Origin of the sequence: Mycolicibacterium neoaurum, from assembly GCF_036946495.1 — a bacterium.
Lineage (GTDB): Bacteria > Actinomycetota > Actinomycetes > Mycobacteriales > Mycobacteriaceae > Mycobacterium > Mycobacterium neoaurum_B.
Genome location: NZ_JAQIIX010000002.1, coordinates 3,785,216 through 3,811,206 on the forward strand (window position 1 = coordinate 3,785,216; position 25,991 = coordinate 3,811,206).

A 25,991-nucleotide genomic window follows, 5' to 3' on the forward strand; every position below is an offset into this window, starting at 1 on the left:
TATCCTCATACCTGCGCATCAGCCGGTCTGTGGTGTCGCCAAGCGCGCCGAATCCGGCGCCCTACCGACTCGCGCGGTCCGGGGCCGTCGGGATCCGAAGACGAAGGAGTAAGAGTTCGATGATTTCGAAACTCTTGGTGGCCAACCGCGGCGAGATCGCCATCCGCGCGTTCCGTGCAGCGACCGAGATGAATATCGCCACCGTGGCCGTGTATCCGTTCGAGGATCGCAATTCGTTGCACCGGTTGAAGGCCGACGAGTCGTATCAGATCGGGGATGAAGGCCATCCGGTCCGGGCGTATCTGTCGGTGGACGAGGTCATCCGAGTGGCCAAGCATGCCGGCGCGGATGCGGTGTATCCCGGCTATGGATTCATGTCGGAGAACCCGGAGTTGGCGCGGGCGTGCGTGGAGGCGGGGATCACCTTCGTGGGTCCCTCGGCCGAGGTGCTGGAGCTGACCGGCAACAAGGCGCGGGCGATCGCGGCGGCACGCGAGGCCGGACTTCCGGTGCTGGCGTCCTCGGAGCCCTCGGATTCGGTCGAGGACCTGCTGGCCGCGGCGGAGTCGATGGAGTTCCCGCTGTTCGTCAAGGCGGTCTCCGGTGGTGGCGGTCGCGGGATGCGCCGGGTCGCCGAGGCGTCGGCGCTGCGTGAGGCGGTCGAGGCGGCCTCCCGGGAGGCGGAGTCGGCGTTCGGGGACGGCCGGGTGTATTTGGAACAGGCGGTGATCAACCCGCGTCACATCGAGGTCCAGATCCTGGCCGACGGTGCCGGCAATGTGATTCATCTGTTCGAGCGGGATTGCAGTTTGCAGCGTCGCCATCAGAAGGTCATCGAGTTGGCGCCTGCGCCGAATGTGGATCCGGCGGTGCGGGAGAAGATCTGCGCCGATGCGGTCGCGCTGGCCCGGCATATCGATTATTTCTGTGCCGGCACCATCGAATTCCTGCTCGATGAGCGGGGCCATCATGTGTTCATCGAGTGCAATCCGCGGATCCAGGTCGAGCACACCGTCACCGAGGAGATCACCGATGTGGATTTGGTGTCCTCGCAGTTGCGGATCGCGGCGGGGGAGTCGCTGACCGATCTCGGACTCTCGCAGGACAATCTGGTCATTCGGGGAGCGGCGATGCAGTGCCGCATCACCACCGAGGATCCGGCCAATGGCTTCCGGCCCGACACCGGGCGGATCACCGCCTACCGCTCTCCGGGGGGTGCGGGCATCCGCCTGGACGGTGGTACGCATACCGGTGCGGAGATCAGCGCGCATTTCGACTCGATGTTGGTGAAATTGACTTGTCGCGGCCGGGATTTCACGATGGCCGCTGCGCGTGCGCGTCGTGCGTTGGCGGAGTTCCGGATCCGTGGCGTGACGACCAACATCCCGTTCCTGCTCGCGGTGATCGATGATCCGGATTTCCGGGCGGGTCGGGTGACGACGTCGTTCATCGATGAGCGGCCGCAGTTGTTGACCTCGCACACTCCGGCCGACCGGGGTACCAAGATCTTGAACTATCTGGCCGATGTCACGGTCAACAAGCCCAACGGGGTGCGCCCGTCGACGGTGTATGCCGCCGACAAGTTGCCCGAATGTGACCTGTCGGTGCCCCCGCCGGCGGGGTCCAAGCAGAAGTTGGTCGACCTGGGCCCGGAGGGTTTTGCGAAGTGGCTCAGGGAGTCTGCGGCGTTGGGGGTGACCGATACGACGTTCCGGGATGCGCATCAGTCGTTGTTGGCGACCCGGGTGCGCTCGAATGGGTTGTTGTTGGTGGCGCCGTATGTGGCGCGGTTGACTCCGCAGTTGTTGTCGGTGGAGTGTTGGGGTGGGGCGACTTATGATGTGGCGCTGCGCTTTTTGAAGGAAGATCCGTGGGAGCGGCTGGCGGCGTTGCGCGAGGCGATGCCCAATATCTGTTTGCAGATGCTGCTGCGTGGCCGTAACACGGTGGGCTACACCCCGTATCCGGAGCTGGTCACGAGTGCCTTTGTCGATGAGGCGACCGCCACGGGTGTCGATATTTTCCGGATTTTCGATGCGTTGAACAATGTGGAGTCGATGCGGCCGGCCATCGATGCGGTGCGCGCCACCGGGACTGCGGTGGCCGAGGTCGCGATGTCCTATACCGGGGATCTGAGTGATCCGGCCGAGGATTTGTACACCCTGGATTACTATCTGCGCCTTGCCGAGCAGATCGTGGCGGCCGGTGCGCATGTGTTGGCGATCAAGGACATGGCCGGGTTGTTGCGTCCGCAGGCCGCCTCCTTGCTGGTGGGTGCGTTGGTGGAGCGGTTTGATCTGCCGGTGCATGTGCACACCCATGACACCCCGGGTGGGCAGTTGGCGACCTATTTGGCGGCGTGGACCGCCGGTGCCAGCGCAGTCGATGGGGCGTCGGCGCCGTTGGCGGGCACGACGAGTCAGCCGGCGCTCTCGGCGATCGTGGCCGCGACTGCGCACACCGATCGTGATACCGGTCTGGATCTCAAAGCGGTGTGTGATCTGGAGCCGTACTGGGAGGCGTTGCGCAAGGTGTATGCGCCCTTTGAAGCTGGTCTGCCGGCGCCGACGGGGCGGGTGTACACCCATGAGATCCCGGGTGGGCAGCTTTCCAATCTGCGCACCCAGGCCGTCGCGTTGGGGTTGGGGGATCGGTTCGAGGAGATCGAGAATGCCTATGCCGGGGCGGATCGGGTGTTGGGCCGGTTGGTGAAGGTGACCCCGTCGTCGAAGGTGGTCGGGGATCTGGCGTTGGCGTTGGTGGGTGCCGGGGTGGACGCATCAGAGTTCGCCGCGGACCCGGACCGCTACGACATTCCCGATAGTGTGATCGGCTTCCTGCGGGGTGAGTTGGGCGATCCGGCCGGTGGCTGGCCGGAACCGTTGCGTAGCAAGGCATTGCAGGGCCGCGCCGACGCCAAACCGGAAACCCCGCTCTCGGCCGAGGATGAAGCGGCGCTGAAGGTGGGCGGGCGCACCCGTCAGGAAACGTTGAACCGGTTGCTGTTCCCAGGGCCGACCAAGGAATTTCAGGCCCACCGCGACCAGTACGGTGACACCTCGATGCTCTCGGCGAACCAGTTCTTCTACGGGTTGCGCCAGGGCGAGGAACACCGTGTACAACTCGAACCCGGGGTGGAGTTGCTGATCGGGCTTGAGGCGGTGTCTGAGGCCGACGAACGCGGCATGCGCACCGTGCTGGCGATCCTCAACGGCCAGCTGCGTCCCACGCTGGTCCGCGACCGCAGCATCGCCAGCGAGGTCGCCGCGGCCGAGAAGGCCGACAAGACCAACCCCGACCACATCGCCGCCCCGTTCGCCGGGGTCGTCACTGTCGGCGTGGACACCGGTGACACGGTGCAGGCCGGACAAACCATCGCCACCATCGAGGCCATGAAGATGGAAGCCTCCATCACCGCACCCAAAGCCGGCACCGTCGCGCGCATCGCCGTCACCGGCACCGCCCAAGTCGAAGGCGGCGACCTCCTGGTCGTGGTGGGCTCGACGGGTAAGGGTGACGCGACCGGGGGCTCGCACTGACCCGGATCATCGCCGGAGCCTACGGTGGGCGCCGAATCTCGGTGCCCGCCAGTGGAACTCGGCCGACCACCGACCGGGTGCGCGAGTCGCTGTTCAGCGTGCTCACCGCTCGGCTGGATTTCGACGGTATCGGGGTGCTGGATCTGTACGCCGGTTCCGGAGCCCTGGGCCTGGAGGCGCTGTCCCGCGGTGCGTCCTCGGCGCTGTTCGTGGAGTCGGATCGGCGGGCCGCTGCGGTGATCGAAGCGAACATCGACGCGCTCGGAGCCCGCGGGGCCGCAGTGCGTCGCGCCCCCGTGGACAAGGTCGTGCAATCCAAGGGCCGGCTCATCGATCTGGTGTTCGCCGACCCGCCCTACGAGGTGAGCACCGCCGCCGTGGAGAAGGTGCTGAGTGCTCTGCACGCCAATGGCTGGGTGCGTTCCGGTGCCCTCGCGGTGATCGAACGACCTGCCGGGGCGGCAGCACTGACCTGGCCGAGCGGCTGGGAAGCCGATGACGAGCGTCGCTACGGTGACACCCGGCTGGAGTTCGGGGTCATCGCGTAGCGTCTCGGATCATGAGCGGCGCTGTATGTCCCGGATCCTTCGACCCCGTCACCCTCGGCCATGTCGACATCTTCGAACGGGCGGCCGCCCAGTTCGACGAGGTCGTGGTGGCGGTGCTGGTGAACCCAAACAAGAAGGGCATGTTCACCGCGGCCGAACGCATCGAGCTGATCGAGGCCTCGACGACGCATCTGCCCAACCTGCGGGTCGAGTCCGGGTCCGGACTGGTGGTCGATTTCGTGAAGGAGCGCGGGCTGACGGCCATCGTCAAGGGCCTTCGCTCGAGCACCGACTTCGAATACGAGTTGCAGATGGCGCAGATGAACAAGCACGTGGCAGAAGTCGACACGTTCTTCGTCGCGACCACGCCGGCGTACTCCTTCGTGTCGTCGTCGCTGGCCAAGGAGGTCGCCGCGCTCGGCGGTGACGTCAGTGACCTGTTGCCCGAACCGGTCAATGCGCGGCTGCGGGACAAGCTCAAGAAGTAGCGTTCCGCGACACACCGGCCGACAAAGCCCAGTCACACGAGTAACACCAGGCACACTGGTCACTAACAACGACGCCTGGAGGGTGCTGCCGTGTACCGAGTTTTTGAGGCCCTTGACGAGCTGAGCGCGATCGTCGAAGAAGCGCGTGGTGTGCCGATGACGGCCGGGTGCATGGTGCCGCGCGGCGACGTGCTGGAACTGCTCGACGACATCAAGGATGCGATTCCCGGCGAGCTGGACGACGCCCAGGATGTGCTCGACGCCCGCGACGGCATGCTCAACGAGGCCCGCGAGCACTCCCAGTCGATGGTCGCCACCGCGACGGCCGAGGCCGACTCGCTGGTCAACCATGCCCGCGGTGAAGCCGACCGGCTGCTGGCCGATGCCAAGGCCCAGGCCGACCGAATGGTCGCCGAGGCGCGTGCGCACAGCGAGCGGATGGTCGGTGAGGCTCGCGAGGAGGCCGCGCGCATCGCGGCCACCGCCAAGCGTGAGTACGAGGCCACCACCGGACGCGCCAAGTCCGAGGCCGACCGTCTCATCGAGAACGGCAACCTGTCCTACGAGAAGGCCGTCCAGGAGGGCATCAAGGAGCAGCAACGCTTGGTGTCGCAGACCGAGATCGTGCAGACCGCGACCGCCGAGGCGACCCGGCTGGTCGACACCGCCCACGCCGAGGCCGACCGGCTGCGCGGCGAATGCGATATCTACGTCGACAGCAAGCTTGCCGAGTTCGAGGATTACCTCAACGGCACGCTGCGCTCGGTGAGCCGCGGCCGTCACCAGCTGCGTACCGCGGCCGGCACCCACGACTACGCCACGCGGTAATCATCGGGTGTCAGAGCTGCCCGTGCCGGGGCGGCTTCGTGCCCGACAGCGTGTAGCGGCCGATGTGTTGCACCTTCCAGCGGGTCGCATCGTGCAGGGTGTGGGTGCGCGCATCGCGCCAATAGCGGGACAGGTTGGCCGCACCTGAGGCGCTGCGGGTCCCGCCGAGTTCGAACAGCGTGCTCGACGCGTCGAGCGAGGCGCGGGTCGCTGCCACCTTCGCGACCGCGACGGCAACCGAGGCCGCCGCGGAACTGTCCTCGTCGAGGTCGGCGGCTGCCGCATCAACCGCACGGGCGGCCTCGCCCAGTAGCGCTTGAGCGCCACGCACCGTCACCGTCAACTCTCCGGCGATCTGCACGACCGTCGGATCATCGGTCGCGCTGTCCACGCCGGCCTCGAAATGTGGCCGGGCCTTGACGGATTGCCGAACGCCCTCGGCCAGGGCGGCAGTGGCGATACCGACATCGAGTGCGGCATGCAGCAACTGTGCGCGTGCACCGTAAGTGGTAGGCCGGGAAAAGATCGGGGTGAACGGCACCACCTGTGATGTCGGCACGCGCACCTCATCGAGGGTGACTGTCCCCGATGCGGTGGTGCGTTGGCCCATCCCGTCCCAGTCGTCGACGACCTGCAGGCCCTCGGTATCGGCGGCGATGAACGCCAACGCTTTCGGGGTCGACGAGGTCGGTGTCTCACCGGGACTGTCGGGCAGTGACGCCCGCACGATCACCCAGTCGGCGAACAGCGCGCCGGTCGAGTAGTACTTGCGGCCACGGAGCACATAATCGTCCCCATCGCGGGTCAGGGTGGTCGCGTCCACGTCGATCGGATGTGGACCCCTTTCGGACTGGGCGTTGGCGAAAAGTGCCCCACCGAGCACCTTCTCGTAGAAGAACGCACGCTGGGCATCGCCACCCTGTAAGCGCAGCGCTTCGAGGAAGGTGAAGTGCGAGTGGGGGATCTGGGCCAGTGATGGGTCGCCGTGGGCCAGCAGCCGGAACACCTCGGCGAGCACCGCGGCCGGGGCGGCAATCCCGCCGTACTCGACCGGCACCGACAACGCCAATAGGCCGGAGTCCTTGAGGGCCTGCACCTGAGCGTGCGGCAGCTCCCGCTGAGCGTCCCGGGCCGCGGCCCCTTCGGCGAACGACGCGGACAGTTCGGCGGCCACCGTCAGCGCGTGGTCGGAGCCGGTGATCCGGGTGGCCGGTGCGCCGACAATCGAATGAAGACGTGGAGTCACCTCGGGATCGTGCCCGCCGCCGCGTTCCGATGCACCCGTTCGGCTCAGTCGGATTCTAGCGTTGCAGGAAGCGAGCCAGGCTGTCGTCCAGTTCCTCCCACCAGGTGGTGCTCGGTACCGGTCCCGCGGTGCCGGTGCACGGCGAGACGAACGACTTGTCGCGGTAGCCGGTGATGCTCTCGTCCTTGTCGTGCTCCCAGGTCAGAAAGTGCTCTCGCACCATGTCCAGGTCGAAGGCCGGATAGTCGGTGAGTGCCATCAGATCGCGCACATAGTCGGTCTGGAAGTCGATCTGTCCCGGAATGCTGTCCACCGCTGCGTATGTGGTCAGCCACATGTCGACGTCGGCGGCCATGGCTTCGGCCGAGGGGAGCATCAGTGTGCCCAGCACCACATCGCGCGCGACGAAGGCCTGCGCGTCGAACATGTTGAACGTGTAGTACTGGTCCTGCATGCCCAGGTACAGCAATCGCGGGTTGCCGGTCCAGACGATGCCCTTGTACAGACCGGCGGGATACAGATTGTTGACGGTTTCCAGGCGCAACGTCGGATCGATGAACGGGAAATGGTGCCGATAGCCGGTGCACAGCACGATGGCATCGACGTCTCGACTGGTGCCATCGGCGAAGTGTGCGGTGCGGCCGTCGAGATGGTGCAGTGCCGGCAACTCGGTGATGCCCGCCGGCCAGCCGAATCCCATCGGGGCGTGTCGGTAGGCGATGGTGATCGATGCCGCACCGTATTTCAACGACTGCAGCGCAATGTCCTCCGCGGAGTAGCTGCTGCCCAGGATCAGCATGTCCTTACCGGCGAACTCCACGGCGTCGCGGAAATCGTGGGAGTGCAGGATTCGTCCCGGAAAGGTCTCGAAGCCGGGGTATTCCGGCACGAACGGTGTGGAGAAGTGCCCGGTGGCGACGATGACGTTGTCGAAGATCTCGGTGTGCAATCGGCCGGTGCCGGTGTCCCAGGATTCGACGGTCACGGTGAAGGCATCGTCGACGAAGGAGACGTCGCGGACCGCGGTGTCGAATCGGATGTACTGGCGCACACTGCTCTTCTTCGCACGACCGACGATGTAGTCGTAGAGCACCTCACGCGGTGGAAACGACGGGATGGGTCCACCGAAGTGCTCGTCGAAGCTGTAGTCGGCGAATTCCAGGCATTCTTTGGGCCCGTTCGACCACAGGTAGCGGTACATGCTCCCGTGCACCGGATCGCCGTGGGAATCCAGGCCGGTACGCCAGGTGTAGTTCCACAGGCCGCCCCAATCGCTCTGTTTCTCGAAGCACACCACCTCGCCGACGTCCGTGCCGTTCAGACGAGCCTGTTCGAAGGCGTGCAGCTGGGCAAGGCCGCACGGGCCTGCGCCGATCACGGCGGTTCGGGTCATCGGAATCTCCTCACGAGCGTGGGCGGGTCTTGTCGGGGTCGTAGAACGGCAGGGTCGTGACGGTGGCAGGAATGCGCTTGAGATGGCCGTCGAGCTTGCCGACCTCCACCGCGGCACCGGGACGGGAGTATTGAACGGCGATGCGGCACATCGCGATGCTGGCGGCCAGGACAGGAGACCGGACGGCACTGGTGACCACGCCGACCTCTGCTCGCCCGGCGTAGACGCAGTCGCCGTGGGAGGCCGTCTCGTTGCTGTCGAGGACGAGGCCGACAAGTGCGCGCTGCGGGTGTGCCTTGCGCTCCATCAGTGCATCCCGGCCGATGAAGTCATCGGCCTTGCTCTGCAACGGGACGGTGAATCCGATCCCCGCCTCGTACGGGTCGGTCTGATGGTCGAATTCATGACCGGCGGCCACCAGACCCGCTTCGACCCGCAGCATTTCCAGCGCCTCCAACCCCAGCGGGGCCAACCCGTACGGGCCGCCGGCCCGCCACACCGTGTCCCACAATGGCGCGGCGTTGTCAGGGTGAACCCATAGTTCGTAACCCAACTCGCCGGTGTAGCCGGTGCGCGAGACGACCACCGGCGGTCCGTCGGGCCCGTCGAGCCGACCGATCAGGAAACGGAACCAGCCCAGCTCCGCGAGCGCCGGCTGGGTGGGTGGGGACCAGATCGATGCCGCCAGCACGTCCCGCGCCGCGGGACCCTGCACCGCGATGTTGTGCATCTGGTCGGTGGAGTCCTTGATCCAGACCTTGTCGAGGCCGAGCAGCCGGGCCTGCGTGCGCAACCAGAGCCCGTCGTGCGGATCACCACCGACGAATCGGAAGTTGTTGTCACCCAGCCGGAAGATTGTGCAGTCGTCGACAACTCCACCGGCCTCGTTGCACATTGCCGAGTACACCACCTGGCCGCGGGACAGCTTGCGGATATTGCGGGTCAGCGTCGTCTGCAGCAGGGCTTCGGCGTCAGGACCCAAGACCTCGAACTTGCGCAGCGCCGAGAGATCCATCACCGCGGCACGTTCCCGGCAAGCCCAGTACTCCTGGTGTGGGCCGTGGGCGTCGAAGCTGTTCGGTAGCCAATAGCCCTGGTATTCGGTGAAGTTGGAGGTCAATGCCCTGGTCCGGGTGTCGAAGGCGCTGGGTTGTGTCAGCACCGGTTCGGTGTCCGGGGTCAGCCGGCGACCCACCGCCACAGAGAACCTCCTGGTCGAGTCGTAGATGCGCACGTGGATGTCGGTGGGCGACCAGCCGTTGGCCGGGTCGATATCGTCGGGACATGCCGACGAGGCGCACACCAGGTCGGTGGCGGCCCGTAGCAGCACGTAATCACCGGGCCTGGACCAGGGTTCGTCGGAGGTCAACTGGTGCGCCGCGTCGAAACTGGTGTTGTAGAACAGGTTCAGCGCCGGCCACCCGGTCTTGGGGGCCACCCCGTGATGAGCCAAGGCGTTGTTGAAGTTGTCGGTGCAGTTGACGTGACCCGGGTAACCGGCGTCGGCGTAATATTTGGCCGTGCACGCCAGCGCGAAGGTGTCGTGGCGGCCGACGGTGTCGCGGACGACCTCGACAAGCGGCCGGCCGCGTCCATCGAAGAACTTCCCGAACAGCCCGGGCTGGGGGTAGGCGCCACCACCGATTGTGCGGGTGGTGGTGGCGTCAAGCCCGTATTCTCGCCCCTCGTCGAGGCCGCGGGCGTCGAAGGCCAGGAAATCCGAGCACTGCTTGCCCTGCACATCGATGATCTGAATGAACTGCCCGGCCCGGATCGGGTAGGCCGATGCCGTCGAGGCATCGATGCGCATGTCCCACAACGGCTCTGCCAATGGTGCGGGCGGTTCGTACGCGGTGGTCGGTCTGGGCTGCGCGCGTCGGACTTCCAGCAGCAGCTCGGAAGGTGGGTTGGGGTTGTCGCTGCCCAGATCCATCGGCGACGCGGGGGCCGCCACCAGGACCACGGCGTCGGCGTTGACGGAGAAGGCGTGCCGGGCGCCGGGTGGGGAGGCGGAGTCGAACAACCGGGTGGCACGTGCGTCACGCTGGTCGCCGTCCAGCAGCGTCAGGATGCGACCGGCCGCGTAACCATCCTCGTCGGGGCCGGCGACCAACCGCCGCAGGACGGTGGCCGGTGCGTCCGGCATCGCCCCGGCGACGGCCCGCGGATCGGCGGAGAGCACCGTGAGCTCTGCAGGCTGCCGACCGTGCCGATCGATGATCTCGAACCGGTCGCCGCCGGCCACGGTCAACGCTGTGACCGACCCAGGGCCCACCCGGAAGCGTTCGATCATGCTGTCCGGCAACGTGATCAGGGCGCGAACGACCGGTAGCCGACGTAGAAGGCCAGGGCGCGATCCGGCGTGGAGAACAGGATCCGCGAGCCCTTCGGGAAGAAGATGGCGTCCTTGGGACCAGCGATCTGCACCTGCCCGGTATCCGGGTTCTCCAATCGGAACTCGCCCTCCAGGACGACCTTCATCTCGTCGTAGGCGTAGTAATAGTCCAGCGGCGCATCGGTATTGCGTAGTTCGAAGTAGCCCGAGCACATCGGCACGCCATCGGGGTTGGCGTAGACGTCGTCGATGAATCCTTCGGTTCCGGGGTACTGCTCGTCCGGCATCTGCGGCAGTGTCTGCCAGAAACCGGACGTCACCTGGAAGATGGGTGGGGCGGTGCGCGTCACGGGACCTCCATCGTGATCCCTCTCATGAAACTCGGTCTGATGAGAGGAAACCATTGGAGGATTTCGGCGAGATTACGCCGACGTTAGGGCTCCCGAACCACGTCTTTCAGCGTGTGCGGCCGTCTTTCAGCGCGCGCCCACGAACGGGATTGCCACACTCGGCGCCTCGTCGGAGCCGGAATTGAACAACCCGCGACGACGCAGGATCGGCACCACGCCCTCGCCGAACCAGAACAGCTCCTCCAGATGCGGGTAACCGGAGAAGATGAACTCGTCGATACCGATGGCGGCGTACTCGGCGATGCGATCGGCCACCTCGGTGTGACTGCCCACCAGGGCCGTTCCGGCCCCGCCGCGCACCAGGCCCACGCCCGACCAGAGGTTCGGTGCGATCTCCAGACTCCTTGCATCACTCCAGGTTCCGTTGGTCCGATTGCTCTCGTGCAGAGCCAGCATCCGCTTCTGCCCCTCGGACTGGCTCCGGGCCAAACCTGCCTGTGCGTTCGCCACCGTCTCCTCGTCGAGCGCGGCGACCAGTTTGTCGGCCTGCGCCCATGCCTCGGCGGAGGTATCACGCGAGATCGTGTGTAGCCGGATCCCGAAGCGCACCCTCCTGCCCTCCTTCTCGGCCTCCGCGCGAATCCAGGCGATCTTGTCGGCCACCGCGGCCGGCGGTTCACCCCAGGTGAGATACACATCGGCATGACGCGCGGCAACAGGGCCGGCGGCCTTCGAGCTGCCGCCGAAGTACAGCGGCGGGATCGGGTTCGGCGGTAATGCCAGGGCCGCCTCCTCGACATCGATGTAGGAGCCCTTGCGGGTGACGGTCTCACCGGCCCACAACCGGCGCACCACGTCGAGGAACTCGTCGGCGCGGTGATAGCGCGCGTCCTTGTCCAGGTGGTCGCCGAAGGAACGCTGCTCGTGGGCCTCGCCGCCGACGACGACATTGAGCAGAATCCGTCCCGGTGCGTGCCGGGCAAAGGTGGCCGCCATCTGGGCCGACAGGGTTGGGCTGACCAGACCCGGCCGGAACGCGACCAGAAACGCCAGCGAGGTCGTCTCGCGGGCCAGCAGGGCGGCGGTGATGAAGGCGTCCTCGCACCATGCTCCGGTCGGGATCAGCGCTCCGGTGAAGTCGAAGCGTTCCGCTGCCCGCACAATCGAGGCCAGATAGTCGATCGAGGCGTCCCGGTCACCGCTCGCGGCACCGGCCGGGGTGCCGTGACCACCCCCGACGATCAGTCGGCTGTCGCCGTAGGTGGGCAGAAACCAATGCAACTTCACGGTCACAAAATCAGTCCTTACGCAGCCGAGGATCTCGTGCGGTCGAGTATCGGCGCTGTATCGGCGGGCCGCGGACAGTCGCCATAGGGAGCGGGACTGCGCGACCGACCTCACCGGGCACGGCGCGGCAAGAGACATAAAAATCTCGGTGATCCGGGATCGGCCCCCGGTCAGCGGTATGGCGCCCCACGTAGAATCTGGAGTCATGTCCGCCAAGAGTCCGCTCGCGATCGACATCTCGCGCCTGGGTCGTCGTCCGGGCTCGTTGATGGAGCTTCACGAGACGGTGCCCGCACCGTCACGTATCGGTCTTGACCTGATCCGGATCGAGCAGGGTGCCCCGCTGGAGCTCGATCTGCGCATCGAGTCGGTGTCCGAAGGTGCGCTGGTGACCGGAACGGTCTCGGCGCCCACCAACGGTGAATGCGTACGGTGCCTGGAGCCCGTCGAAGGTCATGTCAGCATCGACATCACCGAACTGTTCGCCTACCCGGGCAGCGCGACCGAGGAGACCACCGAGGAAGACGAGGTGGGACACGTCGTCGATGACCGGGTGGACATCGAGCAGACGATCGTCGACGCCGTCGGACTGGTCCTGCCCTTCACCCCGCTGTGCCGCGACGATTGCGCGGGGCTGTGCCCGGACTGCGGCATCGTGCTCGCCACCGCCGAGCCCGGGCATCAGCACGAAAAGATCGACCCGCGCTGGGCCAAACTCGCCGCACTGCGCGACGAGGTCGGAGACAGCAGTGACGGCTGAGCACGAGGCGCTGAGCGAGGCGCTGGGTGTGCAGCTACCGTCCGATCTGCTCACCATCGCGCTCACCCACCGCAGCTACTCCTACGAGAACGGTGGCCTGCCGACCAACGAGCGCCTGGAGTTCCTCGGTGACGCGGTGCTGGGCCTGACCATCACCGAAGAGCTCTACCATCGCCATCCCGATCGCCCCGAGGGTGACCTGGCCAAGCTGCGTGCCAGCATCGTCAACACCCAGGCACTGGCCGACGTGGGGCGCAAGCTCGGGCTGGGCCAACACCTGCTGTTGGGCAAGGGGGAGGAGAGCTCGGGCGGCGCCGACAAATCCAGCATTCTGGCCGACGGTGTCGAATCACTCTTGGGCGCAATCTATCTCGAATTCGGCACTGTCACCGCCCGTGACGTGATCCTGCAACTGTTCAGCGAACTACTCGACACCGCACCGACGCTGGGCGCGGGTCTGGACTGGAAGTCCAGCCTGCAGGAACTCACCGTGGCGCGCGGGCTCGGACCGCCCGCCTACACCGTCACGGCACAGGGCCCGGATCACGACAAGGAATTCACCGCGGTGGTGACACTGGCCGAGCGCGAATACGGCCGGGGTGTGGGCCGAACCAAGAAGGAAGCCGAGCTCAAAGCGGCTGCGGCGGCATGGAGCGCGCTGGACGCCGCCGGAACCGACGAGACCGACGGTGCCGGAACTCCCTGAGGTCGAGGTGGTGCGGCGCGGTCTGGACGCGCACGTGCTCGGCCGCACCATCGCCGATGTCCAGGTGCTGCACCCGCGCGCCGCCCGCCGGCATCTGGCCGGGTCGCTGGATCTGACCGCGCGCCTGCGCGGCACCCAGATCACCGGGACCGGGCGCCGCGGCAAGTACCTCTGGTTGACGGTGAGCAGCGGCGACGCCATCGTCGTGCACCTGGGGATGAGCGGGCAGATGCTCATCGGTGCGGTGCCCAACCCCACCCACCTACGCATCGCGACCACCTTCACCGACGGCACGTCGATGAACTTCGTCGACCAGCGCACCTTCGGTGGTTGGATGCTGGCCGACCTGGTGACCATCGATGGCACCGAGATCCCGGAGCCGGTGGCGCACATCGCCAGGGATCCGCTGGACCCGGCGTTCGACCGCGACGGTGTCGTCACGGTGTTGCGGCGCAAGCATTCCGAGATCAAACGCCAGCTTCTGGATCAGACGGTGGTGTCCGGGATCGGCAACATCTATGCCGACGAAGCGCTGTGGCGGGCGAAGGTCAACGGCGCACGACTGGCCTCGGCGCTGACACGCCGTCAACTCGCCGAGATTCTCGATGCGGCCACCGAGGTGATGACGGGCGCCCTCGGTCAGGGCGGCACATCGTTTGATTCGCTGTATGTCAACGTCAACGGTGAATCCGGATACTTCGACCGGTCGCTGGAGGCCTACGGCCGGGTGGACGAACCGTGCCGGCGTTGCGGTGCGCCGATGCAACGTGACAAGTTCATGAATCGCTCGTCGTTCTATTGCCCGAAATGCCAACCACGGCCACGGGTTCGGCGTACCGCTAGCGCTGGTTGAACTCCACCGCCGCCGACATGCAGACCTTCCACTGACCGTTCTCCTTGCGGAAATAAGCGGTCTCGAACGAGCCACCGGGCTCCACCGTCGCCGAGGCGACGTCACCCTTGACCTCGATGTTGGTTGCTTTCATGTCGGTGGGCGGCGCGGTCTGCGGGAGCTCGATGCCCTCCAAGATCTGACCGAGCTCGCCGAGAGCGCCGAACATGGCCGCCTCGTTGGCGCAGAAGTACTGTCCCAACTCCGAGAACTTCCCCGTGTTGCCTGCCGCGCTGAAATCCTCGACCAGTTGCGTGATCTCGGCTTCGTCGCTGGAGACCAGGATGTCGCCACCGCCGCGCACCAGGAACACCCCACCGATCACCAAGGCGGCAACCACCATGACGCTCAGGACGCCGCCGGCGATCCACCACCCGGTCTTGCTCTGTGCGCGCTGCGGCGGGGGAGGCGGGGGATACGGAGCCGGGTAGCCCTGCGGCGGAAGGCCGTACCCGTAGGGCTGCCCACCGTAGCCCGGATACTCCGGATATTCGAAGGTCGGCGGCTGGGTGTTCGGCGGCCCCGGCGGGCCCCACGGGCCGGGCGGCCCCGGCTGCTGCGGGGGGTATTGCGTCACTGCGATGGCTCCTCAGCTGGTGTCTTTCAACACTAACTCCCGTGGCAACCATGCCGGCGTCCGTACACTCGCCGGCGGACACCAGTCGGATACGAGTAGATCAGGTAGACGATGACCGAATTGTGGGTTGAGCGGACCGGCGTTCGCCGTTACACCGGACGGAGCAGCCGCGGGGCCGAGGTGCTGGTGGGCTCCGAGGACGTCGAGGGTGTGTTCACCCCAGGCGAGCTGCTCAAGATCGCGCTGGCTGCGTGCAGCGGTATGAGCAGCGACCATCCGCTGCGCACCCGCCTCGGTGACGACTACCAGGCCACGATCAAGGTCTCCGGCGCCGCCGACCGTGAGCGCGAGGTCTACCCGCACCTGGAGGAACGCCTCGAGGTCGACCTCTCCAGCTTGACCGAGGACGAACGCGCTCGACTGCTGACGATCGTCCGTCGTTCCATCGACAAGGTGTGCACTGTCGGGAACACCCTGAAAGCGGGTACCGAGGTGACCCTGGCGGTGACCGATGTCGGCCAGTCCTGACGTCCGTCTCAACGCCTGGGTGCACGGTCACGTGCAGGGCGTCGGTTTCCGGTGGTGGACGCGTGCGCGGGCACTCGAACTGGGTCTGACCGGGTACGCGTCCAACCGCCCGGACGGCCGGGTGCACGTGGTCGCCCAGGGGCCCAGGGATGACTGCCAGCGCCTGCTTGACCTGCTGCAGTCCGGCGGCACGCCGGGAACCGTGGACAAGGTGGTGGCCGACTGGGCCGAGGTGGGCGACCCGATCGCGGGCTTCAGCGAACGCTGATCGCCCCGCCGGTAGGGTAACTCGGCATGCATCTCAAGAGTCTGACGTTGAAGGGCTTCAAGTCCTTCGCTGCGTCGACGACTCTGCGCTTCGAACCGGGCATCACCTGCGTGGTCGGCCCCAACGGCTCGGGTAAATCCAATGTCGTCGACGCCCTGACCTGGGTGATGGGCGAGCAGGGAGCCAAAACGCTGCGCGGCGGCAAGATGGAGGACGTCATCTTCGCCGGGACGTCCTCGCGGGCGCCGCTGGGGCGCGCCGAGGTGACGCTGACCATCGACAACTCCGATAACGCGCTGCCCATCGAGTACTCCGAGGTCTCGATCACCCGCCGGATGTTCCGCGACGGCGCCGGGGAGTACGAGATCAACGGCAGTCGCTGCCGGCTCGCCGATGTGCAGGAACTGCTCTCCGACTCCGGTATCGGCCGCGAGATGCACGTGATCGTCGGCCAGGGCAAGCTCTCGGAGATCCTGGAATCGCGGCCGGAGGATCGGCGCGCGTTCATCGAGGAAGCCGCCGGCGTGCTCAAGCATCGCAAGCGCAAAGAGAAGGCGGTCCGCAAGCTCGACTCGATGCAGGCCAACCTGGCCCGGTTGACCGACCTGACCACCGAGCTCCGCCGCCAGCTGAAGCCGTTGGGGCGCCAGGCCGAGATGGCACGCCGCGCCCAGACCATCCAGGCCGATCTGCGTGACGCCCGGCTGCGACTGGCCGCCGATGACCTGTTGCGCCGCCAGACCGAGTTCAACGACACCAACCAGGCCGAGACCACGCTGCGCCGCGAGCACGACGAGGTGACCTCCCGTCTTGAGGTGGCGACCGTCGAATTGGCCGCCCACGAGTCTGCGGTGGCCGAGCTGACCGAGCGGGCCGAAGCCGCCCAGCAGACCTGGTTCCGGTTGTCGGCGCTGGCCGAGCGGGTCAGCGCCACGGTGCGCATCGCCACCGAGCGCACCCAGTTGCTCGACGCCGAGCCTGAGGTCGATTCGGGACGCGATCCCGATGCGCTGGAGGCCGAGGCCGATCGGATCGCCGAGCTGGAGCAGGAGCTGCTGGCCGAGCTGGAGGCCGCCCGGGAGACATTGGAGTACGCCCGAGCCGAACTCGCCGAGCGGGAGAATCTCGCCGCGGAGGCCGAACGTGCGCATCGCGCGGCGGCGCGCGCCGAGGCCGATCGTCGCGAGGGGCTGGCCCGGCTGGCCGGACAGGTAGACACCCTGCGGGCCCGCGTCGAGTCGACCGACGAGACGATCGCCACATTGGTGGCCCGCATCGAGGAAGCCGCCGCGCGGGTGCAGAAGGCGCAGGCCGAGTTCGAGACCGTCCAGGCGCGCGTCGGCGAGCTCGACGAGGGTGAGGTGGGCCTGGACGATCAGCACGATCGGTCGGTTTCCGCGTTGCGGGTCGCCGACGAGCGGGTGGCCGAACTGCAGGCGGCCGAACGCAGTGCCGAGCGTTCCGCGGTGTCGCTGAAGGCCCGCATCGACGCCCTGTCGGTGGGCTTGGAGCGCAAGGACGGCGCGGCCTGGCTGCTCGAAAACCATTCGGATGCAGGGCTTTTCGGGCCGGTCGCGAAATTGCTTCGGGTGCGCGCGGGTTACGAGGTCGCGATCGCCACGGTGCTCGGACCGGCCGCTGACGCGCTGGCGGCCGAGAACGTCGGCACCGCGCGTGCCGCCGTCGCGGCGCTCAAGGAGGCTGACGGCGGGCGTGCGGCAATCCTGTTGGGGGACTGGCCGATACACGGTGGTCGTGATGATGAGCAGCTGCCGGCCGGTGTGCAGTGGGCGGTCGACCTGGTTGAGGCACCCGAACGGCTGCGGGGCGCCACGGCAGCGCTGTTGTCCGGTGTGGCCGTGGTCGACGAGCTTTCCGCGGCACTGGATCTGGTGGCGGCCCGGCCGCACCTTCGGGCGGTCACCCTCGAAGGAGACCTCGTCGGCGCCGGCTGGGTCAGCGGCGGTTCCGATCGCAAGGTGTCGACTCTGGAGATCGCCTCCGAGATCGAAAAGGCTCGCACCGAACTGGAAGCGGCCGAGCGCCAGGCCGGTGAGCTTGCGGCCGCATTGGCGGGCGCCAAGGAAGAACAGGCGGCCCGCCAGGACGCGGCCGAGCAGGCATTGGCCGCGCTCAACGAGTCCGATGCGGCGATCTCGTCGGTCTATGAACAGTTGGGCCGCCTGGGGCAGGAGTCGCGCAACGCCGACGCCGAGTGGCAGCGGCTGCTCAAACAACGCGATGAGTTGGAGACCGGCCGCGCCGCCACCGTCGAGGAGCTCACCGAGCTGGAATCCCGACTGCACAACGCGCAGCAGACGCCGATGTTCGAGGTCGACGACTCCGACGAGCGCCAGGAGTTCACCATGGCGGCCGAGGCCGCCCGCGCAACCGAGGTGGAAGCGCGGTTGGCCGTGCGCACCGCCGAGGAACGTGCCAATGCCGTCCGGGGCCGGGCGGATTCGTTGCGTCGATCCGCTGCGGCCGAGCGCGAGTCCCGGTTGCGTGCGGCGCGGGCCAGGGAGGCGCGCGAGCACGCAGCGACGGTGGCCGCGGCCGTCGCCGATGCCGGTCGTACGGTGGCCGCCCGGCTGGCGTCGGCGGTGGCGCTGGCGTCGCGGACCCGCGATCAGCTTGCTGTCGAACGGAGTGCGCAGGCCGAGGCGCTGAGCCGGGTGCGCACCGAGGTCACCGAACTGGGTGCGCGGCTGACCGCGCTGACCGATTCGCTGCACCGCGACGAGGTCGCCAAAGCCCAAGCGGCCCTACGCATCGAGCAACTCGAACAGCAGGCGTTGGAGCAGTTCGGCTTGGCCGCGGCGGATTTGATCGCCGAGTACGGGCCGGATGTGCCGCTGCCGCCGACCGAGCTGGAGATGGCCGAGTACGAGCAGGCACGCGAGCGCGGTGAACAGGTCACCGCGCCGGCGCCGATGCCGTTCGACCGGCCCACCCAGGAGCGTCGGGCGAAGAAGGCCGAGCGGGAGCTCTCGGAGCTCGGCCGTGTCAATCCGCTGGCGCTGGAGGAGTTCGCGGCGCTGGAGGAGCGCTACAACTTCCTGTCCACACAGTTGGAGGACGTCAAGGCGGCCCGCAAGGATCTGATGGACGTCATCGCCGATGTCGATGAGCGAATCTTGACGGTGTTCGCCGATGCCTATGCCGACGTGGAGCGCGAGTTCACCCAAGTGTTCGCCTCGCTGTTCCCCGGTGGTGAAGGCCGGTTGCTGCTGACCAATCCCGACGATCTGTTGACCACCGGTATCGAGGTGGAGGCGCGTCCGCCGGGCAAGAAGGTCAAGCGGCTGTCGCTGTTGTCCGGTGGTGAGAAATCGCTGACCGCGGTGGCGATGCTGGTCGCGATCTTCCGGGCCAGGCCGTCACCGTTCTACATCATGGACGAGGTCGAGGCCGCCCTCGACGATGTGAACCTGCGGCGGTTGCTCGGCCTGTTCGAGCAACTGCGGGAGAAGTCGCAGCTGATCGTGATCACGCACCAGAAGCCGACCATGGAGATCGCCGACGCGCTCTACGGGGTCACCATGCAGGGCGACGGAATCACGCAGGTGATCTCGCAGCGGATGCGTGGTCAGGACCTGGTGGGGACCGGCTGATTTTGGTGTGCGCCCGGGGTCGGGGGCTCCGGTAGGGTTTTTGGGGTTGGAGGTGGCCCGATGGATCTCAAAGTTGACGCCGAACTGCTGAACGCTGCGGGTGAGCGGTTGCTCGCTGCGGCGCAGAGTTTGCCGGATGCACCCGAGCCGTTCACTGCCTCGTTCGGGTCCGATGCGCTGTCCCAGGCGCTGTCCGCCGATATCCCGAAGGCCGAAGCACCCATCATCGAGGGATTGCCCCCGCTGAAGACGGCGGCGACGGGAACGGCCGAGTCGGTGATCGAGGCGGCCCGCCGGTACGGACAGGGCGATGCCCACCTCAAGAGCAAGATCGAAGAGGCGTTCACGCCGTCTGCCGGTGCGCCGGGTTCCGGTGGTGGGGCCGCAGGTGGGGCCGCGGCTGCCGGAGGGGCGGCTGCCGCTGTGCCGGCTGCGGCCGGTGCCGCGGGAGCCGCTGGTGCGTCTGGCGCCGGCGGGATGGGGCAGATGGGCGGCATGCTCGGAATGCCCATGCAGATGGCCCAGCAGGCCGCCCAGATTCCCCAGCAGGTTGGCGGAATGGCGGCGTCGCTGCCGCAGTCGGCCATGCAGGGTGCCCAGCAAGTGGGGGAGCAGGTTCAGCAGATCGTCGAGCAGTTCTCCGACAAGGATTCTTCGGAGAAGGACGCTGAGTCGAAGCCCGAGGAACGGTCAGAGGCCGGCGAGCGCGGGGAGCGTGCCCCGGTCGACAAGCCGTCGCGTTCCACTGAAAACGACGCGACCATCAATCTCTAGGCGTGCTGTCGGCAGACCTGGTGACAATGCCTCCGCAAACGTAGTACTGCCGGTAGTACTAGGCGTTTCAGCTGACCATTGCCGGTAGGGCGTCGCTGGTGAGCACGCTGATGTGCTGCCAGTAGATCCAGTCGGTGATGGCGGCGCGCTGACCCTCGGGGTCGAGCGCTGTCTGGGCCTTGTGCAGTGCGACGGCTTGCAGGTGGTCGGCGTAGGTGATCATCGCTTTGAGGTGTGCGCCTGCGCGGTCGGGGTTGGCGCTCAGCAGCGGTTTGCACACTTCGAGCAGCAGGCTGATGCGGTTGTCCGGCGGCGGGGTTGCGTCGGCGGACGTGGGCGGCAGCAGTTCGGCCAACCCGGCCGGTCCCACGGTGGCGAGTTTGGTGGCGACAGCTGGAGCGATGACCTCAAGTCGGTTGCGGCCCTGCATCTTTCCGGTGTCGGGCATGTCGTCTGGGGTGAGGATGTCGCGGGCTGCGCCGAGGTCGAAGCCTTTGAGGTTTGCTTCGGTGCCGATGACGGCCTGCAGGGTGAGGTTGTGGTGGCGTGCCCATTCCTGAAGGGCGAGCAGGGGATAGGTGGCCCAGGTGCCTCGGGTGGCGGCGGGGATGGATTCGTCGGCGGAGACCATCTTGACCTGTTGCGGCAACTGGACGTGGTCGGGGATGTAGGCGAGCCCGTAGTTGTTGGCGACCAGGATTTGACCGTCACCGGTGACGCCGGCGATCCAGAACAGGCTGGGGTCGGTGATGTCGACGTTGAGTGCGGCGGCGATGTGGCGGGCCAGTTGGCGTGGGTTGTTTCCTTTGCGGCGCAGTGCTCCTGCGGTCGCCGCGGTGGCGATGGCGTCGCGTTCGCGGCGGGCGGCGGAGATGGGCACGGGGGCGGCTGCTGCGCCTGCGGCGCCTTGGCTGGTCGAGGTCGGTGCGATGGCGGGGCCAGCGGTTCCGCCCGTGGGTGCGACCGGTGCGGCCGGCGCCGGTGTCGATGGGGGTGCCAGTGGCATGGGCGGGGCGCCGGCTGGTGGCGCGGCGGGTGCCGCAGGTGCGGGAGCGCTGGGTGCGACGGGTCCGCTGGTGTGGTTGACCGCGGCGGCCGGCGAGGTTGCACTCGATGTGTCGGGCGGTTGGTAGACCGCGGGTGCCGGGGTTGCGGGTGCCGGGGTCGGCTGTCCCAAGGGTGCTTGGGTCAGCGGAGGCTGCGTTGTGCCGGCGGCCTTGGTGATGTCGTTGAAGCCCTTTTGGAAGTCTTGCTGAGGCGTATTGACTGGCGCGGCACCGGATCCCGCGGCATTGCCAGCCGAAGCTGCGGGGGATTGGGATGTTCCGCCGGAAGCTCCACCACCGCCTGAACTGCTCCCGGTGCCCAAGCCGCCGCCTCCGGAAGATGCGCCGCCACCGAAGCCTGGCGAACTGGCGGAGCTGCCAGGTGTCTTTGAACCCGTGGGCGCAGGCGTTGCTGTTGAGCCGGCGGTCGTAGCTGGCATGGTCGGTGGACTGGTCGGCGCCGGCCCAACTGCGTTTGGAGATGGTGGCGGTGCTGCAGTTGGACCGGTCGGACTATTAGTCGGTGTCGCTGGCGCCGGTGGACTGGTCTGCGCCGGAGGAGCAGATGTTGGAGGTGTGAGTTCCGCCGATATGGGTGACTCGGTGTTTGTAGGCGTCTGGGGTGCCGACGGCGGAGTAGCGCCGGATTCTGTTACTGGGTTGGTTTGGTGGGCCTGCTCAGGGTCAGGAGTCCGTGCTGTTCGGTTATTCCGTACTCCCTGGATGTTTGGAGGTGAGGGGTTGCCGTTTAGGTGAGTTGGAGTTTCAGGGGAGGCAGGAGCCTCTGCGGGAACCTGCTGGCGTGTCAGTGCCTCGGTTGACTTCGATATCTGCTCTGGGGTTGGAGTCCACTTATCAAGAGCGCCCGCCTCGGCCGCCGCCTTAACGTCAGCAACGTTCGACTTGTAGACGGCATCAATAATTTCATTGATTCGCTTGTCGCGAATTTCTGGCTTTAGATCTTGCGATTCTAAGTTTGCTATCTCAGCTTGTTCGGAAACAACTCGTTCGAAGATTGCTACCTTAGTAGCAAGCACAATTCCAAAGACATGATTGATCCAGCCTACAGCCCGGACTATAGCAGTCTGTTGGCTTTCGAGGGATCTTATTGTCGATTCTATTGCTGCAGTGCCAGCGGAGGCACCACTGCCTGACCAATGAACTCCGGAAGCGATGTCCGTGTGCTCGTGCCGCCAAGATTCGAGTTTTAAGGTTAGATGTCTGAGAAGATTGACGAGTTGGGTTGAATGATCCATGAGCAACTGCTCGTCTACGTGCGGCCATCCATCTGAGCCGACCATTCGATCAACATACTTGCCGGTTGGTTTCGCGAACCCCATCAGTCAGCTCTTACTTAACGGCTTCACAAGCGTGGTAGACCATGTAAACCACGTAGGCTGCCGTCGCCGACAGGTAATTGTCAGTTGGGCTGTGTGTAGGCACGGACTTGCTGTAGGCCAGCCAATAGATGGAAGCCAATTCGGCAAAGTCCTGGAAAGCGGGATTGTCGCTTCGTGAGCCGAGCTCGCTTAACAATACAGAGTATCGCTCCATCTTCTCAGCCGCAGTTTGCATGAGATCGCGTTGGTCGGGTGTCCAATTGCTCGCTGGAATATTGCCATCAAACTGCTGCCATTCGGCGATTGACGCATCAAATTTGTCTGACTCAATATTCCAGTCATTGCAGACATCTTCCGGCTCAGCGAGAAATATCTTTGGGGTGCTCACATCCCCTACGGCTGCGGTGCTACTTGGTGTGGGGCCGGGGTCGACGAGAATGGAGCGTGCTTCCGCAGATCCATACTCGATCGATCCGCAAATGGACACTATTGCGCTCGAGGCGTTAGTTCCTGCGACGGCGAAGCTGTTGTCTTCCTCGGTGTATTGAGGAATGCTGTCGGCATAGAGGCGCCAGTAGGCAATTGACTGTTCGTAGAGTTCTCGCATCGCCCTGTGAGGGGTTTTGCTGACCAGCGGTACGGTCTGATCAGCCGCAATCTGCATCGCTTCAGCAATAGACTCGTGCATTGACCGCTGCTCCGGCGTCCAAGCCGTTGCAGGTAGCTTATAATCTCGGTTCTGCCAGCCCTGACTCTCTTGCTTCGACAGGGTGCTTGCGATCGGCCGCCAGGCAGCGCAGGTGGGATCTCCGGTGATGATCGAGATCGGACCCTTGTCGTTTGCGCTGGCGATATCCATAGCGCCCGGCGAACTTGCCGTCGACATGGCTGAGTCCCCGTCATCTTGCGTAAAGAGGAGGGTTGTTCCGACTGATATTGCGATGACTAGGAGGACGGCGACGGCAATTAGCAGCCATTTGAGACTGTTGTGCTTTTTTGGTGTAGGAGGCGGTGTCCAATTGGGCTGCTGAGGCCACCGACCTGAGTCGTAACCGGGCTGTGGCGGTCCCCATCCAGGGGGCGGAGGGTTCGTCACCGGCGCCACCTCTTGGAACCGCGCGCAGTCACTCATCCACCCCAATCGTCGTCGAATATCATGATATCGATGCTAGCTACTGTGGCCTATCGTCAGTTTAAGCGAGGCCCGAGTGTTCCAGACACACTACTTTCACATCACATTCGCGCGGCAGCAACTATTGCGAGGGTGTCGGCTGGAGTGTCAACAGGCACTACGCCCAAGCCGAAACAGAGTCAGATGTCGATGAGCGAGAGGAGTCGTCACTGAGGCGCACTGCCAGCTGCTAACTTAAACTAGCCAAGAGATGCCTGGTCCGGGATATCATCGAGCTCACCCCGCGCTTAAGAGACTCGCGCTCTAGTAGAGCTCGACGCTCATGAACCAAATCAGGCCAACTTGCGACCTGACACGAAGCAGCGCAGCGACGGTTACGCCGGCTGAACGTTGACATCCTCACATCCAGACCTCATGAGAGATGAAGTAGCAAACTCTCTGGATGACCGTCGGGCGATTGCGCTAGCCGGTTTCGTCCGGCCACCCGGGCACGGGTGGGCCTGAGGGTGGCGGTTCGTTTTTGATCCCGCTCATCATGCTTCGTCGAACTTCCGGCGCATCAGGCATCGCCGCTGCGCATCGGTCTTGATACTCGGAGGCAATGTCGACAAACTGATCCCTTGATCCCCAGAAAGAGGTGCTGGATCCGGTCACAGACCAATCGCCAAATACGTCGTCGGTTGGCGCTGGCAGCGGACCTTTTTGCGGGGCCTTTGGAGTCTCAGGCATGGTGGATCCGGCAACGGCCTCGCGCTGTGCCAACTCGACTTGGCGGACTCCGACACCAGGATCGTCGATAGGGACGGTGGCACCGAGCTCCTCGTTGAAGACCACCGAGACAAACTTGCCTGGTTGAGTGCTGCTGGGTACGAAGCGGGAATAGTCCCCGAAGCACAGAATGGCGCGGTATCCGGTCGCGATGGGTGCGAGTTCCAAGACGTGCAGCGGTTGGTATCCGTACTGTGGTTGCGCATCTTTGGCGCTTGACAGGGTGCCCTCACCGAGTGGGCGAACCCGCAGCAGCTGCCATTGGAACTGTTCCGACTTAGTCGATTCATTTTCCGGCGTCGCGCGTTCGAATCCAGGGTAGGTGTTGGCGGCATCAAAGGTGTAGTTAGCGATCGAGTGGGACTCTACGTAAGCCCGAATCACGCTTGCTGGCGGGGACGTGAGATCTATTGTGGGATCCGCACTCCAGTGGAAGCGGAAATTGTCGAGCGTCGCTGGCCAGTTTGGCTCTCCATGATTTGCGGGGCTATCAGAATCGCGGGGCATGGAACCGCAGGCCGTGAGCAGGCAGGCCGCGAAACCTAAAGTCACGACGCGCAATGGCAACGGCGGCATCACTTTTGGGGCTCCGCGTTGGCGATAGCGCCTGTGTACTTCTGCCAGTAGGCCTGGTTTAGCGACTCGGCTGCAGGAATGTCGACGTTTCCCTGCCGGCATCGACGGGATCGATAGTTTGTCACTCTCGCTAACCGCCCTTCGGCCATCCGGGTGCCGGCGGCGAGGTGGGGAAGTCGCTCCGCGGGTGATCGCCCGAAGTGAGGAAAGCGCGTCGTGCCGGATCGTCGGGCGCCTGATCGATGCAAGTATTCTTATCTTGCCGGAAAGTGGGCCACTCGGCGACCGACGAGCCAGGCAGGCCGAAGCCGTTGACAAAGCCGGTGATCTTCCAGTCGCCAAATACATCGTTCGCCGGTGCAGGCTCAGGTCCAGCCTGATCGGGCAGATACTCTGCAGTATCTGAGCGTTTGGCAAGGACGACCAACATGGGATCAATGCCGTCGTCATTACGGAACTGTGACGCCACGCTACGGAACGCGCCGTTGTCTTGTCGGTGTGCAAGTCCATACCGGAAGTTGCATAGCAGCGCTGTGCGGCTTTCTCCTTCGGCCACGATGCGAGAGATGCGAAACCGGTTGTTGCCAAATACAGCTTCTGTGAGCGGACCCCGGTCTTTGTCAGGGATCAGACCCACTGCCAGCGGGGAGGGGTCTGATTGTGAGCTGGGCTTCTGGACTGCGTTCTCGAAGCCAGGGTAGGTGTAGTCGAGGCTCCCCATAGTCTGCGCGTTGACCCGCGATTCGATGTATGCGCGGATTGCGACGGCCGATCCCGAGACGAGGTCAATCTCCGGTGCGGCGGTCCACTGAAAGTTCCGCTCTTTCAACGGTGTTTCCGGGCGGTCGACCCCATATCTAGGGTCCGCTGTCTGGCAGGCTGCGACAGAGAAGGTAAGCACAGAGATGATGGAAACGACGGTTGCTTTCATGAGGTGACCGTCAATTCTGGCTTCCGCGCGCACTCACTGATTCGCCCCTATCATCGCCGGTAGTT

Annotated in this window: 22 protein-coding genes; 12 read left to right on the forward strand and 10 right to left on the reverse strand. The window is 65.5% G+C overall.

Features of this window, described 5'->3' with window-relative positions; all coding sequences use genetic code 11:
• Positions 1 to 119: 119 nt before the first annotated feature.
• The 4 genes from PGN27_RS23595 to sepIVA all read left to right on the forward strand — a co-directional run bounded on the left by PGN27_RS23595 (position 120) and on the right by sepIVA (position 5,403).
• The gene (locus PGN27_RS23595; protein ID WP_335328290.1) at positions 120 to 3,539 is read left to right on the forward strand and encodes a pyruvate carboxylase; all 3,420 of its coding nucleotides are present in this window, start codon (positions 120 to 122) and stop codon (positions 3,537 to 3,539) included.
• The gene (gene rsmD / locus PGN27_RS23600; RefSeq protein WP_335328838.1) at positions 3,536 to 4,087 is read left to right on the forward strand and encodes a 16S rRNA (guanine(966)-N(2))-methyltransferase RsmD; all 552 of its coding nucleotides are present in this window, start codon (positions 3,536 to 3,538) and stop codon (positions 4,085 to 4,087) included. The genes PGN27_RS23595 and rsmD overlap by 4 nt, the downstream gene beginning before the upstream one ends.
• Positions 4,088 to 4,098: 11 nt before the next feature.
• On the forward strand, positions 4,099 to 4,575 hold the full coding sequence (coaD, locus tag PGN27_RS23605; RefSeq protein ID WP_335328291.1) for a pantetheine-phosphate adenylyltransferase: 477 nt from the start codon (positions 4,099 to 4,101) through the stop codon (positions 4,573 to 4,575).
• A gap of 90 nt (positions 4,576 to 4,665) precedes the next feature.
• Positions 4,666 to 5,403 (forward strand): cell division protein SepIVA, encoded by a 738-nt coding sequence (gene sepIVA, locus PGN27_RS23610; RefSeq protein ID WP_030133491.1) that lies wholly within the window; start codon positions 4,666 to 4,668, stop codon positions 5,401 to 5,403.
• A 10-nt stretch (positions 5,404 to 5,413) separates the two neighbouring features.
• Here the strand turns inward: sepIVA and PGN27_RS23615 are convergent, their stop codons facing one another.
• The 5 genes from PGN27_RS23615 to PGN27_RS23635 form a co-directional block, all read right to left on the reverse strand.
• The gene (locus PGN27_RS23615; RefSeq protein ID WP_335328839.1) at positions 5,414 to 6,628 is read right to left on the reverse strand and encodes an SfnB family sulfur acquisition oxidoreductase; all 1,215 of its coding nucleotides are present in this window, start codon (positions 6,626 to 6,628) and stop codon (positions 5,414 to 5,416) included.
• Between the two features lie 76 nt (positions 6,629 to 6,704).
• Entirely contained in the window at positions 6,705 to 8,042 is a 1,338-nt protein-coding gene (locus PGN27_RS23620; protein ID WP_335328292.1) for a trimethylamine monooxygenase, read from the reverse strand.
• Between the two features lie 10 nt (positions 8,043 to 8,052).
• Positions 8,053 to 10,335, reverse strand: a complete 2,283-nt coding sequence (locus PGN27_RS23625; RefSeq protein ID WP_335328293.1) for a trimethylamine N-oxide demethylase — start codon at positions 10,333 to 10,335, stop codon at positions 8,053 to 8,055.
• 17 nt (positions 10,336 to 10,352) lie between these two features.
• Positions 10,353 to 10,727 (reverse strand): EutQ-related cupin domain-containing protein, encoded by a 375-nt coding sequence (locus tag PGN27_RS23630; protein WP_335328294.1) that lies wholly within the window; start codon positions 10,725 to 10,727, stop codon positions 10,353 to 10,355.
• A gap of 126 nt (positions 10,728 to 10,853) precedes the next feature.
• The gene (locus tag PGN27_RS23635; protein WP_335328295.1) at positions 10,854 to 12,020 is read right to left on the reverse strand and encodes an LLM class flavin-dependent oxidoreductase; all 1,167 of its coding nucleotides are present in this window, start codon (positions 12,018 to 12,020) and stop codon (positions 10,854 to 10,856) included.
• A 199-nt stretch (positions 12,021 to 12,219) separates the two neighbouring features.
• Here PGN27_RS23635 and PGN27_RS23640 point away from each other — a divergent pair, with 199 nt between their 5' ends.
• From PGN27_RS23640 to mutM, 3 genes are read left to right on the forward strand one after another with little or no spacing between them, the layout of a single operon-like run.
• On the forward strand, positions 12,220 to 12,774 hold the full coding sequence (locus PGN27_RS23640; protein ID WP_335328296.1) for a YceD family protein: 555 nt from the start codon (positions 12,220 to 12,222) through the stop codon (positions 12,772 to 12,774).
• Entirely contained in the window at positions 12,764 to 13,480 is a 717-nt protein-coding gene (gene rnc, locus PGN27_RS23645) for a ribonuclease III (RefSeq protein WP_335328297.1), read from the forward strand. Before PGN27_RS23640 ends, rnc begins: the two co-directional genes overlap by 11 nt.
• On the forward strand, positions 13,464 to 14,333 hold the full coding sequence (mutM, locus tag PGN27_RS23650; protein WP_335328298.1) for a bifunctional DNA-formamidopyrimidine glycosylase/DNA-(apurinic or apyrimidinic site) lyase: 870 nt from the start codon (positions 13,464 to 13,466) through the stop codon (positions 14,331 to 14,333). Before rnc ends, mutM begins: the two co-directional genes overlap by 17 nt.
• Here the strand turns inward: mutM and PGN27_RS23655 are convergent.
• Positions 14,320 to 14,949: an Rv0361 family membrane protein gene (locus PGN27_RS23655; protein WP_335328299.1), complete on the reverse strand. Its 630-nt coding sequence runs from the start codon at positions 14,947 to 14,949 to the stop codon at positions 14,320 to 14,322. The genes mutM and PGN27_RS23655 overlap by 14 nt on opposite strands.
• 111 nt (positions 14,950 to 15,060) lie before the next feature.
• On the opposite strand from PGN27_RS23655, the gene PGN27_RS23660 reads away from it, so the two are divergent.
• Genes PGN27_RS23660 through PGN27_RS23675 form a run of 4 tightly spaced genes read left to right on the forward strand, consistent with a single transcriptional unit; the run spans position 15,061 to position 20,133 of the window.
• Positions 15,061 to 15,477, forward strand: coding sequence for an OsmC family protein (locus tag PGN27_RS23660; protein WP_019514132.1), 417 nt, complete (start codon positions 15,061 to 15,063; stop codon positions 15,475 to 15,477).
• Positions 15,461 to 15,745, forward strand: coding sequence for an acylphosphatase (locus PGN27_RS23665; RefSeq protein WP_335328300.1), 285 nt, complete (start codon positions 15,461 to 15,463; stop codon positions 15,743 to 15,745). Before PGN27_RS23660 ends, PGN27_RS23665 begins: the two co-directional genes overlap by 17 nt.
• A 26-nt stretch (positions 15,746 to 15,771) precedes the next feature.
• Positions 15,772 to 19,359, forward strand: a complete 3,588-nt coding sequence (gene smc / locus PGN27_RS23670) for a chromosome segregation protein SMC (protein WP_335328301.1) — start codon at positions 15,772 to 15,774, stop codon at positions 19,357 to 19,359.
• 60 nt (positions 19,360 to 19,419) lie between these two features.
• Complete coding sequence (locus tag PGN27_RS23675; protein ID WP_335328302.1) at positions 19,420 to 20,133, forward strand: hypothetical protein; 714 nt, start codon at positions 19,420 to 19,422, stop codon at positions 20,131 to 20,133.
• Between the two features lie 67 nt (positions 20,134 to 20,200).
• Here the strand turns inward: PGN27_RS23675 and PGN27_RS23680 are convergent, their stop codons facing one another.
• Positions 20,201 to 21,013: an EspK C-terminal domain-containing protein gene (locus PGN27_RS23680; protein WP_335328303.1), complete on the reverse strand. Its 813-nt coding sequence runs from the start codon at positions 21,011 to 21,013 to the stop codon at positions 20,201 to 20,203.
• A 49-nt stretch (positions 21,014 to 21,062) separates the two neighbouring features.
• On the opposite strand from PGN27_RS23680, the gene PGN27_RS23685 reads away from it, so the two are divergent.
• Entirely contained in the window at positions 21,063 to 21,266 is a 204-nt protein-coding gene (locus PGN27_RS23685) for a hypothetical protein (RefSeq protein WP_335328304.1), read from the forward strand.
• Positions 21,267 to 22,529: 1,263 nt separating this feature from the next.
• On the opposite strand, the gene PGN27_RS23690 is transcribed toward PGN27_RS23685, so the two are convergent.
• The 3 genes from PGN27_RS23690 to PGN27_RS23700 form a co-directional block, all read right to left on the reverse strand.
• Complete coding sequence (locus PGN27_RS23690; protein WP_335328305.1) at positions 22,530 to 23,405, reverse strand: ESX-1 system-associated protein; 876 nt, start codon at positions 23,403 to 23,405, stop codon at positions 22,530 to 22,532.
• A 708-nt stretch (positions 23,406 to 24,113) separates the two neighbouring features.
• Positions 24,114 to 24,998, reverse strand: a complete 885-nt coding sequence (locus PGN27_RS23695; protein ID WP_335328306.1) for a hypothetical protein — start codon at positions 24,996 to 24,998, stop codon at positions 24,114 to 24,116.
• Between the two features lie 127 nt (positions 24,999 to 25,125).
• Positions 25,126 to 25,926: a hypothetical protein gene (locus PGN27_RS23700; protein ID WP_335328307.1), complete on the reverse strand. Its 801-nt coding sequence runs from the start codon at positions 25,924 to 25,926 to the stop codon at positions 25,126 to 25,128.
• Between the last annotated feature and the right edge of the window lie 65 nt (positions 25,927 to 25,991).